This is a genomic window from Limnothrix sp. PR1529, from assembly GCF_002742025.1.
In the GTDB taxonomy this organism is placed as follows: domain Bacteria; phylum Cyanobacteriota; class Cyanobacteriia; order CACIAM-69d; family CACIAM-69d; genus CACIAM-69d.
In genome coordinates this window covers 59,218-76,570 of sequence record NZ_LIRO01000036.1, presented here as the reverse complement: position 1 = coordinate 76,570, position 17,353 = coordinate 59,218, and the positions used below count along the sequence as shown (strand labels likewise).

The window sequence follows — 17,353 nt, the reverse complement described above, 5'->3', positions numbered from 1 at the left end:
AGCCTCAAGTCTGGCTCCTGGACTGAAACGCCCGTCAGTCCAGGAGCCAGCCCCTAGCTAGACAGCAACAGAGACGGCATCGATCGCCCGCCACCATTGGGCAGCATGGGCGGTATGGGTCGATCGCCCAAATTGCCCCGAATCAGAAATCGATCGGGCAAATCCGCCGCCGATTCTGCCTCCTCCAACGCAGGCGGCGCAGGGGGCAACTCCACCACAAAGGTCGTGCCCTGATTGGGTTCCGACTCAAACCAAAGCCGCCCCCCATGCTGCTCCACAATGGTTTGGTAGGCGATCGACAGGCCCAACCCCGTCCCCTGCCCGATCGGCTTCGTACTAAAGAAAGGATCCAAAATGCGATCGTGCACCGCTTCCGGAATGCCGAGGGCATTGTCTCGAATCCGAATCACCGCCCGCCCGCTGGCCGGATCCAGGGCCGTGACCAGCCAAATGGTGGGGCGTTCCTCCTTGGCTAACCATGAGGGCGACTCGATCGCCACCGTCAAAGCATCGATCGCATTTTCAATCAGCGCCGCCAACGCCTGATTCAGCGGGCCCGGATAGCAAGTGATGGCCGGCAGTGCTCCCCACTCATGAATGAGCTGAATTGAGTGGAGTTGATCACCGCTGCGCAAAGCATTCAGCCGCCCTTGAAACAACACCAAGGCACTATCCAAACTCTCGTTGAGGTTAATGCTCTTGACAATCGCCTCATCCAACCGCGAGAAAGCCCGCAGCGATCGAACAATCTTTTGGATTCGCTCCACGCCCGATCGCATCGATTGCAACATTCGTGGCCAATCCTCAGCAATGTAAGCAGGATCCACCTCTTCCACCAACGCTTCCACCTCGGCCGCAGGAGCCATCCCCGATCGCGCCCACTCCGCTTGGTAGACATTCACCAAATTCAACAAATCCTGGATATAGTGCCCCGCGTGGGCCAAATTGCCCGCAATGAAGGCCACCGGATTGTTCACCTCATGGGCCACCCCCGCCACCAACTGTTCCAGCCCTGCCAACCGTTCCGCCTGCACCAACTGGGCCTGCTGCCACTTCAGGGCCTGCAATGCCGCCTCCAACTGAGCCGCCTTATCCGCGAGCTTGTCCTCCGCTGCCTGTCGCCGCCGAATTTCCGCTTGGGCCTGTTCATACAGTTCCGCCTGCAACACGGCCACGGCCAACTGATGGGACAACCGCTCCAACAAATGAATTTCGTTCGGATGCCACTGGCGCGGACTGTGGCAGTGGTGAGCGATTAACAGACCCCAGAGCCGGCCATGGTCAGAGATGGGCAACACCAAATTAGCCCGCACTTGGAACCGACGCAGCAAATTGCGATGGCACTCGCTCAGGGGAGCCGTTTCAATGTCGCTGATGGCGCTAATGCGTCCCTGTTGGTAATCCTGGGCGCGGCTGACCTGAAAACAGGTGTCCTCGATCGTCACGTCCAGCGACACATCCCAACCCTCGCCCACGGATTCGGCCACCACAATGCCGCTCCAGTCGGGGTTAAAGCGATAGACCACCACCCGATCGGTCTGCAGCAGTTGGCGCACCTCATTCACCGCCGTGCTCAACACCGCCGTCAAGTCCAGGTCTTGGCGAATGCGTTGGGTCACGCCGCTCAGGAGTTGTTCCTCTTGCAATTGCCGATTTTGGCGCTTGCGGGCTTCCACCGCTTCGGTCACATCCGTTTGCACGCCGATGTAGTGGGTCAAATGGCCCGCCGCATCATGCACGGGGCCGATCGAAAGGCGATTCCAAAAGGGCCGGCCATCCTTACGGTAATTGAGCAACACCACCTCACAGGCCTCGCCCCGGCGAATGGCCTGGCTGAGTTGCTCCACCGCCACCGGATCCGTGTCAGGCCCCTGCATAAACCGACAGTTACGCCCCAGCACCTCTTCCCGGCGGTAGCCTGTCATGGTCTCGAAGGCTTCGTTGCAATAGATCAGGGGGCGATCGGGCCGGCTCATATCGGCGATCGCAATGCCACAACTGGCCGAAGCCATCGCCCGTTCATACAACTCCAGGGTCACCGGCAATAACCCTGGACTCGCTTGATTTTCCATAAGCCTCCAAGCTTCAGGATCTGACTCGTCCTCTGATTGGTTTGTGGTTTGCCATCCGGCCAAACATTCAGAACCATTCAACAGCGCCGTTGAATCTTCAGACACCCTCTCGGATGACTGGGCATTCATGGTGTTTTCCGCCGCACCCTGCAACGACAAACAGCGTTCAAGGTCGATCCCTGGTGGATCCCGAATCCTTCATTGTTCCGGGTCAGTCCATGGTGATCAAGAGCTTGGTTAAAAAATTTCGCGATTCACCCGATTCAAATGCTGTTGATTAGGATTGATTTTTGCTGAATTTTATTTCCCTAATCTCATTCTAGAAGTGATTTCAGGAAATGATTGGGTCGGCGGCGGCTACCAGCCACGGAGCGATGGGAGCGATGGGAGCATTACAGGAGAATTGTGGGGCGTTGCGGGAGCATTGTGAGAGCGTGGTGGGAATGTTGCGGGAACGTTGATCGATCGCACGAGACAGACCAAGGCAGACGGATTATTGTTGGCTGTTATTGTGGTTTTCGATTGATGTTGTGGTGTCTGGTGGCGATTCATGCCTAACCTGTTTTGGCCTCGGAAATGGACAAGGGCGATCGCTCCGGCTCGATCGCCCCAGTTGCGTCAGTCGTTGGGGGCGATCGGGCTGGTGGCCAGCTTGCTGGTGGGGGGCTGTGGCGGCGGCGCATCCACCAACTCCGCCAACCGTCCCAGCGCCAGCGGCCCGGCGGATAAAACCCTGAAGTTGCTCTATTGGCAAGCCCCCACCATTTTGAATCCCCACCTGGCCACAGGAAATAAGGATTTTGACGGGGCGCGCGTGGTCTATGAACCCCTCGCCAGCTACGACAAAACGGGCAAATTGGTTTTGTTTTTGGCGGCAGAAGAACCCACCCTGGCCAACGGTGGTGTGGCCAAGGACGGGCGATCGGTCACTTGGAAACTGAAATCCGGCGTGAAGTGGGCCGATGGCAAACCCTTCACCGCTGAGGATGTGGTCTTCACCTATGAGTTTTTGAGCGATCCTAAAACCGGCGCGGCCACCCTCACGGACTACGCCATGGTGAAGTCGGTGCGGGCGATCGATCCGCAAACGGTGCGGATTGAATTCACAGCGCCCACGGCCAGTTGGTCTCAGCCCTTCACTGGCTACAACGGCATGATTTTGCCCAAACACATTTTTCAGGACTATTTGGGAGCCAGGGCCAAGGAAGCACCGGCCAACCTGAAGCCGATCGGGACGGGCCCCTATCAAGTGGAGTCCTTTAAGCCAGGTGATTCGATCGTCTACAAACCGAACCCCAACTACCGCGATCGGGCCAGCCTCGCCTTCGAGCAGGTGGAAATCAAAGGCGGCGGCGATGCCACCTCGGCCGCCCGGGCCGTGCTGCAAACCGGCGATGCCGACTATGCCTACAATCCGCAGGTGGAAGCGCCGATTTTGAGACAACTGGAAAGCGGCGGCAAGGGCAAACTGCTGGCCGTGACCGGGGCCCAATCGGAGCGGATTCACTTTAACTTCACTGACCCAAACCGGGCCACTGCCGACGGGGAGCGATCGAGCGTGCAGTTTCCCCACCCCTTCTTCACAGATAAAACCGTGCGCCAGGCCTTTGCCCTCGCGGTCGATCGCGCCACCATCGCCCAGCAGCTCTATGGCCCCACCGGCAATCCCACAGCCAATCTGATCATCGCTCCCCAGCAGTTTGCCTCACCCAACAACCAAGTGGAATTCAACCTGCAAAAAGCAGCCCAACTGTTGGATCAAGCGGGTTGGAAAGACACCAACGGCAACCAAATTCGCGACAAAAACGGCGTGGAAATGCGGGTGCTGTTTGTCACTTCGGTGAATCCCCTGCGCCAGAAAACCCAGGAGATTGTGAAGCAAGCTTGGGAGTCGATCGGGATTGGCGTGGAACTGAAATCCGTGGATGCCGGAGCCTTCTTCTCCGGCGACCCGGCCAACGCCGACACCGTAAACCGCTTCCAAGCCGATTTGCAGCTCTACACCACCGGCAACACCTCCCCGGATCCCAGCGCACACCTGAAATGGTGGACTTGCGCCGAAATTGCCAGCAAAGCCAACGACTGGAACCGCAATAACTACACCCGCTATTGCAACTCAGCCTATGACCAAGCTTGGGCCAAAGCCGACCAGGAATTGGATCCGATCAAACGGCAGGCGGCTATGATTGCCCTCAATGACCAACTGATTCAGGATGTGGCCCTGATTCCCCTCATTGCCCGGGCCAAAGTGGGAGCCGTCAGCGATCGATTGCAGGGCGTGGATCTCACCCCTTGGGACAGCGACACCTGGAACATCGCCACCTGGAAGCGCCCCTAACCCTCCATCCATCAATTGGGTTCAGAAACCGCCGAGTTTCTCGCCCTTGCGTTAACGGGGGCCCTTCATGGTATGGTTATTGCGACCTGGACCCGCGCAATCCCAACGCCCGAACCGTGTCAGAGCCGGAAGGCAGCAGCACTAAGGGATGCTTGAGATAGGCGCGGTCTCCGGGTCTCTTTTTTTGTTGATTGCTTTTGCTGATTGCTTTTGCTGATTGCTTTTGCTGATTGCTTTTGCTGATTGCTTTTGCTAATTGCTTTTGCTAATTGCTTCTACTTATTTTTTGTTCGTATTCAATCTTGTAAAGTACCCCGATCGATCTCGGAATGGATCGCCGGATATATCTCGGGATAGATCTCGGGACGCATTGCGGGATAAGTCGCGGGACGCATTGCGGGATAAGTCGCGGGACACATCACGGGACACATCGCGGGATACATAAATCAACGGGCGAATTTCCTGAGTTGTTGATGAATCCAACAACCACAGACCTGAATTGCATAGGATTGAAGTATTCAGCCTGTTGAACTGAAACCGAGACAGTCCTAGCGAAGGCTGAGGTACTGGTTTTGGCAGCCGATCGATCGGGAACGTCTCAGCGGCAGCCCAGTTCAATCACCAGGGTCAGGGCGCGGGGATTCGCGATCGCACAGCCACTAGGAGCGTAATTAACAATGATGGAGCGGCATCATGGGGCCAGGCAGGCGGCCCAACAGGCCTTCTTAGAGGCCCTCGAACGCCTACGGGAAAATCTGACCGATCCTGAAGATGCGGCCGCCCTTGACACGGTGGAACCCGAAGCAGCCCCCAGCCCCCAGGCCGCAACCGAAACCGCACCTCCCGCCAACCAGGAAATTACCCTGGAGGACTTGGAAGCAGCGATCGAGGACATTGAGCGCTATATGGGCAGCCAGTACCCACAGGACGAAGACCCCCAGGCTCCCGTAAATCCTGAAGATCCCGAAAATTCCGAGAATTCTGCAAGCTCTGAAAATTCCAAGGCGGTACAGGGTGAGGCAAGCAACCCCGATCGCCCCTTGGATCAAGGGATGGAACCAGCGGCCGAAACACCCGATCTGGCAGACTCAAACGCGCTATGGGCGGAAATTCTGTTGGGACTGGAGCAAAACACCGCTCCTCCGCCACCGCCTGCGCCCCCTGATCGGCGGCGCTCAGGGGAAACCCATTGAGTGTTTCCCTCAACAAATGGTGAGCCTTTAGCCGCGCCGCCCTTCTGCGATGCCCTCGATCGCTTCAAATGGTGAGCCTTTAGCCGCGCCGCCCTTCTGCGATGCCCTCGATCGCCTCAAAGTAGTCTGCGGCCTCTTGCCACACTTCCCGAAATGACATGGCTCCCGATCGCTCGTTGGGCGACACCAGATGTTCCCATTCGGCAATGTAGCTGGTCACTAAATCCACCATCGGTTCACTGATGCTGCTGGTGGGCATTCCCGCTCCGGCAAACCGATAGACCTGATCGGTGGAAAAAGATTGCAGTTGAAACCCTCCCGGCTGGGTGATGGCTTGGTAGGGGCCAATTTGCACGGACGTTTGCGAGGACGGGGCGGGCTGTTCGATCGTCATGGTTCCAGACAACGGGGAATTGGGAGGCAATGGGAGGCGATCGGCTTGGGCAGCGATCTCAATCGATCTCATTGGATTTCAATCAATCCATTCAGGCCAAGCAAACTAAGCAAGTCGGGACGATTAATTGAGATCAACCCAACGCGATCGACCCAAAGCAATCGATTTTGATTAACCGATTTAGAGCAATCAAGCCAACGCGATCGACCCAAAGCAATCCAGATCAATTCAGGGCGATCGATCCAGAGAGATCGGGCGATCGCGGCCCTAAACCCTGGCCGCAGCCGGGTTGCCGACATTGCTGGCTTGACGCATTTGTCGATCCTCCGGGTAATCCTTGTCGGGAATTGGGACGTAGGAACGAACAATTTTGCGGAATTCATCCCCTTCGATCATTTCTTCGTCGAGCAGTTGATCAACCAATCGATCGACCAGTTCTCGATGCTCACGGAGGATCTGACAGGCCTTTTCGTAGCAGTTGACGGCAATTTCCCGCACGGCGCGATCGATTTTGGCGGCCACCTCTTCGGAATATTCCGGCTGCGACATCCAACCTCGTCCCAAAAACACCTCGCCCGATTGGCTTTCCAGGGCCAACGTACCCAGATCAGACATGCCATAGCGCGTGACCATTTCGCGGGCCAAGGTGCTGACCACCTTCAGATCGTTGCTGGCTCCGACGGTGATTTCGGAATCGCCAAACACTTCCTGCTCGGCCGCCCGTCCCCCCAGGGTCATCACAATTCGATCGAGAATCCAAGCACGGGTATAGAGACCGCTATCCACCATTTCTTCATTGAAAACCTGTTGGGCAAACCCACCAATGCCGCCCGATCGGGGAACGATCGTTACCTTATTCAACGGGTCAGAATGCTTCAGCAGCGTCATCAACAGGGCGTGGCCCACCTCGTGATAGGCAATCAAGCGTTTTTTCTTGCTATCCAACAGGGGAGCCAACTTCAGGCCAATGGTGATCCGGTCGATCGCGTCGTCAATTTCTTCCAGGCTGATGGCCGGCTTCCGTCGCCGGGCCGTCAAAATCGCCGCCTCGTTGAGCAAATTCGCCAAATCGGCCCCCGCAAAACCGGGAGTGCGCCGGGCGATCGCCTCGATCGAAACCCCTTCTTCAACCTTTTTGGTGCGGGCATGGACTTGCAAAATCGCCAGCCGTCCCGTGTAACTGGGCAAATCAACGGTAATTTGGCGATCGAACCGGCCCGGTCGCATCAGGGCCGAGTCCAGCACATCGGGGCGGTTCGTGGCGGCAATAATAATCACCCCCGAGTTGCCCTCAAACCCATCCATCTCGGTCAGCAGTTGGTTGAGGGTCTGTTCCCGTTCATCGTTGCCGCCGCCAATGCCCGCGCCTCGTTGGCGACCCACCGCATCAATTTCATCAATAAATACAATGCAAGGGGCGCTCTCCTTTGCCTTGCGGAACAAGTCCCGCACCCGAGACGCACCCACCCCTACGAACATTTCCACAAATTCCGAACCGGACATGCTGAAAAAGGGCACGCCCGCTTCCCCGGCGATCGCCTTGGCCAAAAGGGTTTTGCCCGTTCCCGGCGGCCCCACCAACAACACCCCGCGCGGAATCTTGGCCCCCACGGCCGTAAAGCGTTCCGGCTGCTTCAGGAAAGTCACCACTTCCTGTAGCTCCTCCTTGGCTTCCTCCACCCCGGCCACGTCATCAAAGGTCACGCCGGTTTTGGCCTCCATCTGAAACTTGGCGCGGGATTTGCCAAAGTTCATGGCCTGGCCCGAAGCGTTGGCCGTGCGGCGCACAATGTTCACCAGTAGGGCAATCACCAACCCCACAAACAGCAAATTGGCAATGAGACTGAGGGCTGCGGTGCGATCGACCGACTCTTGCACCGAAAGTTCCACCCCCTTCGCCCGGGCAATTTCGATCAATTCCGGGTTGCGCTCAAACAGGGTCACTTCGTAGGGCGAGCTGGCGCGACCATTTTGATCCAAAAAGACCCGGGCCAGTTGTTCTGCGGGAAACAGATCAATCCGCTTGACCTGACCCGCCTCCAACTTTTCCATCAGATCGCCGTAGGTGAGGGTGCGGCCGCGGCGCTGGTTGGCAGGTTGGCTGGCGGATGAGCTGCCGGATTGGCCAGCCGTGGAAGTCGCTTCCGAAGAAGAGCGATCGTTATGTTGGCCTTGGGCCAGTTGACCTTGGGCTAAGGCGGGCGCGGTCACCGTCAACAGGTTAAACAGCAGCAGGGCCGAGGCGATCGCCCGTCGCCGACGATGGCGCGATCGGGTGGGTAGGATCCATGAACCGGGATGCCCCCCACCGGTTCGATCGGCCTGCGATCGGTTGGCGGTGTGGTGCGATGATTCCGAGGGAGATCCCATTCCAAAAAAGCGCATCATGCTGAAAGCTGCTGGCGGTGTGGACTGTTTCTAGTCTAGCTTGCTCCGTCTAGGCCCTTGGCGGTTTGCACAGCCCGGTTCGATCTCTGGGTCAGTGTTTGATCGGTGTCTGATCGGCGTTTGATCGGCGGATCGGGGCAATCTTCGATCGGGGCAAGCTTTTGATCGGCGCAAGTGTTCGATCGGGGCAAGCGTTCGCAATCCCCAGGCTTTTAGCGATCGCCCACCCGTTGGTCATCAACGGCCCCAAAAATCGCCTCAGGATGGACATAGTGCTTAAATTCCAGCAAATTGTGGAACGGATCGGCTAAAAATGCCGTGTAATGCTCCAGTTGCTCCCCAGGAAACCGACGGCGCGGGGGCTGTTCAAAGGTGAGTTGTTTGGCCTCGGCTCGATCGATTAAGGCTTGCCAGTCGGCCAAGGCCGCAAACACCAACCCAAAATGGCGCGGATAGATTCCCTTTTGCGGTTGGCAGGCCCCAGGACTCACGTGGGCCACAATTTGGTTGCCATAGCAATTCAAAATCAGCGAGTTGGGCCCCTCGCGTCCAGCGGTGCAACCCAGCCCGTCAATATAAAAGGCTTTGGTTTGGGCCAGGTCGGCCACCGGAAAGGCTAAGTGAAACAGGGCGATCGCCCGGGAATTTTCGGAACCGAAGGGTTGACCCGTGGGAGTTACTTCCAGATTTGCGGGAGTAGCTACAGCCCCGGTTGCTGAAGCCCCGGTTGCTGAAGTTATCGCTGTTGAAGTGATCATGATGAGAACGGTTTAGAGAAATTGCCAAAGTCAGAGGGAGCCACCATCCACCTGATAGCATGGCAGAAGAAGTCTGAAGGAAAAGGCTGCCGTGGATTTCAGCGCGATCGCAACGCCCATTACCCAGCAAGCGACCCAACACCCTTGGCTCACGGCCGCGGTGCTGAACACACTGCTGCTCACCCTAGTGGCGATCGCCCCCAAAAAACTGCTCACGCCGGCCGGCATTGTCCATGCTTGGATTTTGGGTGTGTTGGTGTGGGGTTGCATGGGCTGGCCGGGCTATGCCGTGGTGGGGTTCTACTTTTTGGCGGGGTCGGCCGTCACTCGGGTGGGTTTGGCCCGCAAGGAAGCTGCTGGCATTGCCGAGAAACGATCGGGCGCAAGGGGCCCGGAAAACGTTTGGGGATCGGCCCTGGGCGGGGCCCTCTGTGCCGGGGCGATCGGGCTGTTGTCCTTAGCCGCTGACCAGGCGATCGCCCAAACCTGGATCCCCCTTCTCAGTTTGGCCTATGCCGCCAGCTTCAGCGCCAAACTCTCCGACACCTGCGCCAGCGAAATTGGCAAAGCTTATGGCCGGCGCACCTTTTCGGTGATTTCCTTTCAGCCCGTGCCGCCGGGAACCGAAGGAGCCGTCAGCTTGGAAGGAACCCTGGCCGGTTTTGCCGCCTCGATCGCCCAAGCCCTTGTGGCCTGGGGTGTGGGCTTAATTTCTCCCTTCGGAATTTTGGGATGCGCGATCGCCGCATTCCTGGCTACAACAGTGGAAAGTATTGTGGGCGCGACTTGGCAGGAGCAGCAACCGTGGTTAACAAACGAAGTCGTGAACGGTCTGCAAACCCTGCTGGCGGCCCTGCTGGCGATCGCGATCGGGTGGCCGGCGATCAGCCCGATCAGCCCCTAAACTCGCCCGCCAACCCCAACTCCCGCAGCCTTGGGGCCACGGCCCAAGCCGCGATCGAAAAGCATTGGGCCAAGGCCGGTCGCCACGAAGCCGCCGTCCTCAAAGACCAGGATCCCGAAGAGCTACACCAAATGCGCGTGGCCCTGCGACGGCTGCGATCGGCCATTGTGGGTTTTGCCGTGGCCATTGACCTGCCCAAACGAGCCAGCGAGCGGGCCGTGGGACAAGTGGCCAGAATTTTGGGAGAACTGCGCGATTTGGACGTAATGGACGAAGCCTTGCGCGATCGCTACCTGCAAAACCTGCCCCCAGAAGAACAGCCCCTTTTGCAAACGGTTCGCGAAGAGCTGGCCGGCCAACGCCAAAAAGCCTTCGGTCGCGTCAGCAAAACCCTGCAAAAACGCGAATGGCCCGCCATCAACACAGCGCTGGGGCGTTGGATTGCCCAACCGCGCTTGCGACCCGCCGCCGATTGGCCCGCCGTGGTGGTGGTTCCCGACCTGCTGTTGCCCATTTTGTCCCACTGGTTAATGCATCCCGGCTGGTTGGTGCAAACCGAAGGGCGATCGGTCACGGATCTTTCGCTGTTGGAGTGGGCGGTGATCCATGACCTGCGCAAGGTAGCCAAGCGGGTGCGCTACCAAATGGCCCTTTTTACCGATTTCTATGGCAGTGACTACGAGCAATTGCTCGACACCATTGGCGATATCCAAACCGTGTTGGGCGATTTGCAAGATATCGCTGTGCTGGAAAACTTTTTGGTGAAAACGATCGGGATTCAGTGGGCCACTGATGCGCCCGTTTGGGCTGGCTTGCTGGAACAACAGCGCGATCGAGCCTGGGAAAACTGGCTGCAGCTCCAGAAGCAGTTCGATCGCCCCAATCAACGGGAGCGGATCCGAGACGTGGTCAATCGTCCGCGCCTCAACTCCTAACCATTGGCTGACTGTCTTAGTCGTTTCAAGCCTTAAAGGACATTAATCCCTTAAGCTGTGCCATCCTCGCCCAGACCATACCAACCTTGGAGATAGGTTTGCAGCATGGTGGCGGCCGTCGTGCGGCTGGGGGCCCGATCGGGCACAGACCACCACCCCCAGGCGCGATCGGGCGATCGCCAAAAAGCCTGATGGGCCAAGGGGGGATCAGCCCAAAACTGCGCCCGCCCGGGCCCCAACCAAGCGGAACTGCGGTGCGTCCATTGATCGTGGCTGAACCGATAAATTGGCAGTCCCCCCGGCAGCGCCACCCCCCAACCATCCCAGGCAAACACCGCCCGCACTCGCCCACCGCGCCGCTGCCAAGCCTGGGCGGCTCCCAAGGCTGCCACCACGCCCGCACTGAAGCCAATTAGCCCGATCGCCCGTTGGGGATCGATCGCCCGCAGCGCCTCCAGCACCCGATCGCCCTGATAGGTGGCCTCCCAAATCACCAAGGGCTGGGGCCAGGCGGATTTCCAGGTGGCTGCTAAAAACTGTTCCGTCGCCGATCGATCCGCAAAGCCGGGACAAATGCAACAAATCGGCATGGCGGCCTGGGTGCGTTGGGGCTGAGGTCTGGACGCTTGAGCCTCGCAAGTCAGTGGAGCGTCATTTTGAGGGCCATGGAGTTGAAAATCAGGGGCTTGGCCGATTCCATTGCAACAATTGCCAGCGCTCCAAGCATTTGCATACTTATTTGAATTTTTCATGGAGATTGTTATCCCATTTCCCATTAATGTTTGCGTTTAATGATCAAGCATTACAAAAAGACAAGAAATCTGTTCAAGATCTCCAAAGAAACTTGTCTTCTTCTCAAGAATTCCCCTCAACTGGTTCCGATTGACCAACTGAAATCTGATTCCGCTTTCATAATAGAAATGAATCCCCCCACGAGGCATTTGTTGTGGCTGCGTCTTCCCAAAAGGCTGAAGGTCAATCCCCCCTGATGGCAACCCAAATCAGCGCGATCGACCCATCAGAAGTCGAAATCGGGCCCGGCGACGATCGGGTAGCCGTTTTGCTGATGGGCTATGGCGAAGTGGAATCCTATGCGGATTTTGCCAATTACAACGAACAGGCTTTGAACCTGTTGACTGCCAAGTTTGCACCGGTTCCCCAGTGGGTTTATCCACCCCTGGCGAAATTATTGGCGGCCTTTGATTTGCATGAGTGGAGTCACCAACATGGTCAATTTATTTCTCCCCACAATGCAATTTTTGAGCGCCAACGATCGGGTATTGAGCAAGCACTCCAACAACGTTGGGGCGATCGAGTCTCAGTGTTTAAGGCATTTAACTTTTGTCGTCCCCATTTGCCCGAGCAAGTTTTGGCAGAAATTCGCGATCGGGGATTTAGCAAGTTACTGATTTATCCCTTACTGGTGGTGGACTCTATTTTCACCAGTGGGATTGCCATTGAGCAGGTGAACCGGGCCTTGAGTCAGTTAACCGATGGCGACACCCATTGGGTGCGATCGATGCGCTATCTCCCATCGTTTTATGACCAGGCTAGCTATATTCAACTGCTGGCAAAGTTGGTGAGCGAAAAAATTGATCGGGACTGGCGATCGCACTTTTTGCCATCGCAAATTGGGATTGTGCTGCTGAATCATGGTTGTCCCCATGAAGCCAAGGGATTTGTGTCAGGAATTGCCGAAAGCCAAGCCCTGTATGAATCGGTGCGTCGGGAGCTGATCACTCGCTATCCCCTGATTTCGATCGGCTGGCTCAATCACGATACGCCCATGATCGATTGGACACAGCCCAATGCTCAATTGGCTGCTCGCAATTTAATTGAACTGGGAGCCAAGGCAATTTTGATGGCCCCGATCGGGTTTGCCACCGAAAACCATGAAACATTGCTGGATGTGGACCATATTTTCCTAGCGCTCCAGCGTCAATATCCTGAGGTGGTTTATCAACAATTACCCTGCGTGAATGATCACCCTGAGTTTTTGACCATGGCAGCGGATTGGGTTGATCCTCTAATTACGGAGTTATTGGCAGAAACCAGCGCTGTGATTCATTTCGCTGGGTTCGATCGCTCCAGCCTCGATTCCGAGCATCATCACCACCAAAGCCATAGCCATGATCACAGTCATGATCACGGTCATGATCATGGAGACAATCACAGTCATGATCATGGTGGCAACCATAGCCATCATCATGGCCATTCCCATGATCACGCTCATCATCAACATTCCCATCATTAAGGTTTCAAATTCAGCGACAGTTGCAGAATTGAAGCGGGATGATTCGGTGTTGGAATTGGCTCGGGGCTGGTGGTTTGGGCTGGGCAATATTGTTTGTAATGACACTGATCGCAATGGGTTCCGGGATTGGGTTCCCAGGCGCGATCGGTTCGTAATCGCTGGGCCAAGTCTGCAATCACCGCCTGGGCTGCAATTAGCCGTTCTTCGGTGACGGGAATTCGCACCGATTCTCCGGGCCGCAAAAAAATGATGTTGATGTATTTCAACTCTCGTTCCCATTGTTGATTAATGGCGATCGCGTAGAGGCCCACTTGCATTGTGAGCTGATCGAAATCTGGCTCCACAAATTGCCGCGAGGTTTTGTACTCAATTAGCTCAAGGGAATCTAAATCAAACCAATCGAGGCGATCGAGCCGACCCGTGAGGGCAAATTCTAAATCATTGATTTGTAATCGACCTTGAATTTTTGCTTCCGTGGCCAGGGGTTTGAGGAAGCGATCGCTCGGTTCAATCCAGTGATGGAAATAGCGCACCAAAATATCGTAGCCCTCAGCAATTTGGCGCTCCGTGAGGCCAGCGGTTTCCTGAGTCCAGCAAGCATCAATCCAACTGAGTCCTGGTTTTTGGGGATAGCTATAGTCCCAATCGCGGTAAATTCGCGTGAGTGCTCCATGGAGCGATCGCCCCAGGGCCGCGCCTCCAAAACCCGCCGTCGGAATTTTATATTCATAGCGAAATTGATATCGAGCGGGACAGGTTTGGTAGGTGGTTAATTTGGCCGGTGAGAGTCGATAGGACATTTGGCTTCAGAGGGCTTCAGAAAAACTGGGAATTTTTGACCGCAGGATCTATCACAGGATCTACCGCAGAATCTATAGACTAAAAAGAATTGGGAGCCGATGCTTAATTTCGGTTAGATTTGCTTAGATTTAAGGCATAGCTTCAATTTTAAGACCTCCAAAATGGCCATGGGAATGCGAGCGATCGGGTTAATGAGCGGCACCTCCGTTGATGGAATCGATGCGGCATTGGTGGAACTGTCGGGGACGGAAACGGACTTGGAGGTGAAGTTGCTCCGTTCCGAAACCTTTGACTATCCAGCGGCCTTGCGATCGCAAATTTTGGCGGTTTGTGCCGGTGAATCCCTGTCCATGGCGGCCATGGCTCAGTTGGACGACGCGATCGCCCGGGAATTTGCGGCGGCCGCCAAAACAATCCAAACGGCCCAACCGGACTCACAACCCATTCGCTTCATCGGTTCCCACGGACAAACGGTGTTCCATCGCCCACCCCAAATGGCCGACGAACAACCCTTGGGCTACAGCTTGCAGTTGGGTCGCGGCAGCGCGATCGCCCACTGGAGCGGCATCACCACCGTCAGCAACTTTCGGGTGGGCGACTTGGCCATGGGGGGCCAGGGTGCGCCGTTAGTGCCTCGGGTGGATGCTTACCTGTTGGGGGATGAGCAGGAATGTCGCTGTGTGCAAAATATTGGTGGCATTGGCAATGTGACCTATCTCCCGGCTCGGCGGGGGTTTGCCAATTTGACGGCGTGGGAGGGGGCCGTTTGGGGTTGGGACACGGGGCCGGGCAACGTGTTGGTGGATTTGGCGGTGCAACACCTGACGGACGGGGCCCAAACCTTCGATCGCGATGGAGCCTGGGCGGCCCAAGGGCAAATTTCAGATCCCCTGGTGGCCCAGTGGCTGGCGGATCCCTTCTTTAGTCAGGAGCCGCCCAAGTCCACGGGACGCGAGCACTTTGGCCCGGACTGGTTGGCCCGCAGTCGCCAAGCGGCGATCGCCCTGGGTCTGTCCGATGCCGATTGGTTAGCCAGCCTCACGGAGCTGACGGCCCGTTCCATTGCCGACAGTTACCGCAACCACTTGCCCCAACTGCCCGATCGGGTCTTGGTCTGTGGGGGCGGCAGCCGCAATCGCACCCTCTGGGCCCGTTTGCAACAGCATTTGGGATCAATCCCGCTGGAAACCACGGATCAATGGGGACTCTGTGCCAGCAGCAAGGAGGCGATCGCCTTTGCGGTTTTGGGCTACTGGCGACTGCTCGATCGCCCCGGCAACCTGCCCGCCGCCACAGGAGCACGGCAATCCGTACCCCTCGGCGAGGTGTGGCCCGCCCCCAGCGCAGGGTAAACTCGATGGCAGGTTCGTAACAAAACATTTCAAATCTGAGTTTTCCCCTGGAGGCCCCACCCTTGGCAACCCCCACCGGATTCGGCAAGCCCAAAGCCCAACCCAAAGCAAAATCGAACGATCGCCGCGCCGCCGCCGCCAGTCAGCTTGATGAGATGCGATCGAAGGGAATGCCGGAATTTGAAGTTTACGTGCGGGTCAAAGACCAGAAACCCTGGTACCCGGTTGGGGCCTTGGCGGTGAACCGCAGTAATCAAATTAACCAGGCCATCTTTGCCAATGAAAATGACCTGCGCCAAGGGGCGTTCCGTCTTTTTCCGCGCCTGAAAAAACAGCAAGGCAACTTGGAATATGGCTATCGGATTAAGGCCTACAAGGACGATCCGATTACCCTTGCGGTTCAACCCACATCGGTGTTGCCTGGTCCACTGCAAGGGGCGATCGACCAAGTGCGGGAAGGTCTGGGCAGTTTGGTCAGTCGATTCACGGCTCGCCGCTCCTAGATCCTCATCTCCTAGCCCATGGCACAGGTTCAAACCGGCCTCAAGACCTGGGGCGATCGGGCAGTGACCACCACTGGGATTGCCCCCAGGATCGACCATCAACGCAATTTGGCTAAGATGGTGGCCTACAGAAGCATTGGACTCTTTCACCAGGAGAGCGATCGGCATGGCCCAACCCGTTCCGCCCGTCATTTTGGCCCCCGTTGAAGATCTAGACCGCGAACGCCAATGGCTGGAGCAGTCCCTCGCAAACCTCCTCGACTCGGAATATATTCCCGAGGCCGTGAACAGCCAAATTGCCCGCGTAGCCGCCAATGCCTATATCCGTCAACGCATGGAAGGCGAGGATGATATTGATGGCATTGCGATCGCGATTTTGACGGAAATGCAGGGGTTTGACTTTTCCAAGAGCTTTTTCAGTGAATTTGCGATCGCCAATGCGGTGAGTGAGCTACTGCTCGATCGGATGGGCATTGAACCCTGTTGTGGTCGCGGCCGCTTTGATCCGCCGGCCGCTGCTTAGGTGGCTGCTTGGGTATGAATGGGTTGCGACTCGGGCGTTGCTGCCAGCCAGCCGCAACCCTGAGCACCAGTCCACGGAAAAAACCAATCTTTCGATAGGATGGGAAGGCAGAAAGGTAACCGCCAAAGACCGCCCCACCCATGACCGCGAAAGTATTGGTTGAGAAGAAAAAGCTAAAGAATCCGCCCCTTGAGATCCACACCCTGGGCGATCGGGTGCTGCGTCGTCCGGCCAAGCGCGTGGCCAAAGTGGATGCTGAAGTGCGCAAAATCGCTGAAGACATGCTGAAAACCATGTACAGCGCTGACGGCATTGGCCTCGCAGCTCCCCAAGTGGCGATCGACAAGCAAATTATTGTGATTGACATCGAGCCAGACAAGGCCGATGTGGAACCCCTAATTTTGATCAACCCCGTGGTGAAGTCCGCAGGCGGCCCCCTGGAATGCGACCAAGAAGGTTGCCTCAGCATCCCGGGAGTCTATTTGGATGTGGAGCGCCCCACCCAAATTGAAGTGGCCTACAAAGACGAAACGGGCCGCCCGCGCACCCTCAAGGCCGATGGACTTTTGGCCCGCGCCATTCAGCACGAAATGGATCACCTGAATGGGGTGATGTTTGTCGATCGGGTCGAAAACGAGCTGGCCTTGACCACAGCCCTCAAGGAAAAAGGCTTTGTCTATGGCGATGTGCGTCCTGTGCGCTAATGCGGAGGAGCTGCGCCAACCGCTTTCACACCGTGGCCTAGCCCAGGAACCGAAGTTGCTGGGCTAGGGCCGGAATCCCCAAACCTGCGGGATCGAGAGGATATCAGCCAGGCCATTTCAAGAAAGCAGTTTCAAGAAAGCCATTTCAAGAAGGCGATCTCAAGCCAGTTCAGGCCAATGCCGGCCCAGATTTTTCAGCAAAAATTCAGCAAAAATTCGGAGCAAATCAAAACC

At 56.8% G+C, this 17,353-nt stretch carries 16 protein-coding genes and 1 other RNA gene; 11 read left to right on the top strand and 6 right to left on the bottom strand.

Features of this window, described 5'->3' with window-relative positions; all coding sequences use genetic code 11:
- Nucleotides 1–53: 53 nt before the first annotated feature.
- Nucleotides 54–2,072: a GAF domain-containing protein gene (locus AMR42_RS05990; RefSeq protein ID WP_199858101.1), complete on the bottom strand. Its 2,019-nt coding sequence runs from the start codon at nt 2,070–2,072 to the stop codon at nt 54–56.
- A gap of 550 nt (nt 2,073–2,622) precedes the next feature.
- Here AMR42_RS05990 and AMR42_RS05985 point away from each other — a divergent pair.
- The 3 genes from AMR42_RS05985 (at nt 2,623) to AMR42_RS05975 (ending at nt 5,603) form a co-directional block, all read left to right on the top strand.
- Nucleotides 2,623–4,410 carry a peptide ABC transporter substrate-binding protein gene (locus tag AMR42_RS05985; RefSeq protein ID WP_099532548.1) on the top strand — a complete coding sequence of 596 codons (1,788 nt, stop codon included), beginning with the start codon at nt 2,623–2,625 and terminating at the stop codon, nt 4,408–4,410.
- An 83-nt stretch (nt 4,411–4,493) separates the two neighbouring features.
- Nucleotides 4,494–4,590: signal recognition particle sRNA small type (gene ffs, locus AMR42_RS05980), an RNA gene on the top strand.
- A 497-nt stretch (nt 4,591–5,087) separates the two neighbouring features.
- On the top strand, nt 5,088–5,603 hold the full coding sequence (locus AMR42_RS05975) for a hypothetical protein (protein ID WP_099532547.1): 516 nt from the start codon (nt 5,088–5,090) through the stop codon (nt 5,601–5,603).
- Nucleotides 5,604–5,682: 79 nt separating this feature from the next.
- On the opposite strand, the gene AMR42_RS05970 is transcribed toward AMR42_RS05975, so the two are convergent.
- The 3 genes from AMR42_RS05970 to AMR42_RS05955 form a co-directional block, all read right to left on the bottom strand.
- Nucleotides 5,683–6,069 (bottom strand): hypothetical protein, encoded by a 387-nt coding sequence (locus AMR42_RS05970; RefSeq protein WP_099532546.1) that lies wholly within the window; start codon nt 6,067–6,069, stop codon nt 5,683–5,685.
- A 195-nt stretch (nt 6,070–6,264) separates the two neighbouring features.
- A complete protein-coding gene (ftsH, locus tag AMR42_RS05960; protein ID WP_277924579.1) occupies nt 6,265–8,385 on the bottom strand; it encodes an ATP-dependent zinc metalloprotease FtsH in 2,121 nt (706 codons plus the stop codon).
- Between the two features lie 212 nt (nt 8,386–8,597).
- Nucleotides 8,598–9,020 carry a VOC family protein gene (locus AMR42_RS05955; protein ID WP_234406681.1) on the bottom strand — a complete coding sequence of 141 codons (423 nt, stop codon included), beginning with the start codon at nt 9,018–9,020 and terminating at the stop codon, nt 8,598–8,600.
- Nucleotides 9,021–9,234: 214 nt separating this feature from the next.
- Between AMR42_RS05955 and AMR42_RS05950 the strand changes: the two genes are divergently transcribed.
- The gene (locus tag AMR42_RS05950; RefSeq protein ID WP_199858100.1) at nt 9,235–10,047 is read left to right on the top strand and encodes a TIGR00297 family protein; all 813 of its coding nucleotides are present in this window, start codon (nt 9,235–9,237) and stop codon (nt 10,045–10,047) included.
- Nucleotides 9,948–10,982, top strand: a complete 1,035-nt coding sequence (locus tag AMR42_RS05945; protein WP_158234378.1) for a CHAD domain-containing protein — start codon at nt 9,948–9,950, stop codon at nt 10,980–10,982. Before AMR42_RS05950 ends, AMR42_RS05945 begins: the two co-directional genes overlap by 100 nt.
- A 50-nt stretch (nt 10,983–11,032) precedes the next feature.
- On the opposite strand, the gene AMR42_RS05940 is transcribed toward AMR42_RS05945, so the two are convergent.
- Nucleotides 11,033–11,572, bottom strand: a complete 540-nt coding sequence (locus AMR42_RS05940; RefSeq protein ID WP_099532542.1) for a hypothetical protein — start codon at nt 11,570–11,572, stop codon at nt 11,033–11,035.
- A 398-nt stretch (nt 11,573–11,970) separates the two neighbouring features.
- Here AMR42_RS05940 and AMR42_RS05930 point away from each other — a divergent pair, with 398 nt between their 5' ends.
- Nucleotides 11,971–13,236: a ferrochelatase gene (locus AMR42_RS05930; RefSeq protein WP_368670722.1), complete on the top strand. Its 1,266-nt coding sequence runs from the start codon at nt 11,971–11,973 to the stop codon at nt 13,234–13,236.
- Here the strand turns inward: AMR42_RS05930 and AMR42_RS05925 are convergent.
- Entirely contained in the window at nt 13,233–14,036 is an 804-nt protein-coding gene (locus AMR42_RS05925; RefSeq protein ID WP_099532540.1) for a PD-(D/E)XK nuclease family protein, read from the bottom strand. The two genes, AMR42_RS05930 and AMR42_RS05925, sit on opposite strands and share 4 nt — an antisense overlap.
- Nucleotides 14,037–14,198: 162 nt before the next feature.
- Between AMR42_RS05925 and AMR42_RS05920 the strand changes: the two genes are divergently transcribed.
- From AMR42_RS05920 to def, 5 genes are all read left to right on the top strand, one after another.
- Nucleotides 14,199–15,389: an anhydro-N-acetylmuramic acid kinase gene (locus tag AMR42_RS05920; protein WP_099532539.1), complete on the top strand. Its 1,191-nt coding sequence runs from the start codon at nt 14,199–14,201 to the stop codon at nt 15,387–15,389.
- A gap of 62 nt (nt 15,390–15,451) precedes the next feature.
- On the top strand, nt 15,452–15,892 hold the full coding sequence (locus tag AMR42_RS05915; RefSeq protein WP_099532538.1) for an HHL1-like protein: 441 nt from the start codon (nt 15,452–15,454) through the stop codon (nt 15,890–15,892).
- A gap of 18 nt (nt 15,893–15,910) precedes the next feature.
- Nucleotides 15,911–16,099: a hypothetical protein gene (locus AMR42_RS21060; RefSeq protein WP_234406672.1), complete on the top strand. Its 189-nt coding sequence runs from the start codon at nt 15,911–15,913 to the stop codon at nt 16,097–16,099.
- On the top strand, nt 16,059–16,415 hold the full coding sequence (locus tag AMR42_RS05910; RefSeq protein WP_099532537.1) for a hypothetical protein: 357 nt from the start codon (nt 16,059–16,061) through the stop codon (nt 16,413–16,415). The genes AMR42_RS21060 and AMR42_RS05910 overlap by 41 nt, the downstream gene beginning before the upstream one ends.
- A 140-nt stretch (nt 16,416–16,555) precedes the next feature.
- Entirely contained in the window at nt 16,556–17,119 is a 564-nt protein-coding gene (gene def, locus AMR42_RS05905) for a peptide deformylase (RefSeq protein ID WP_099532536.1), read from the top strand.
- Nucleotides 17,120–17,353 lie beyond the last annotated feature (234 nt).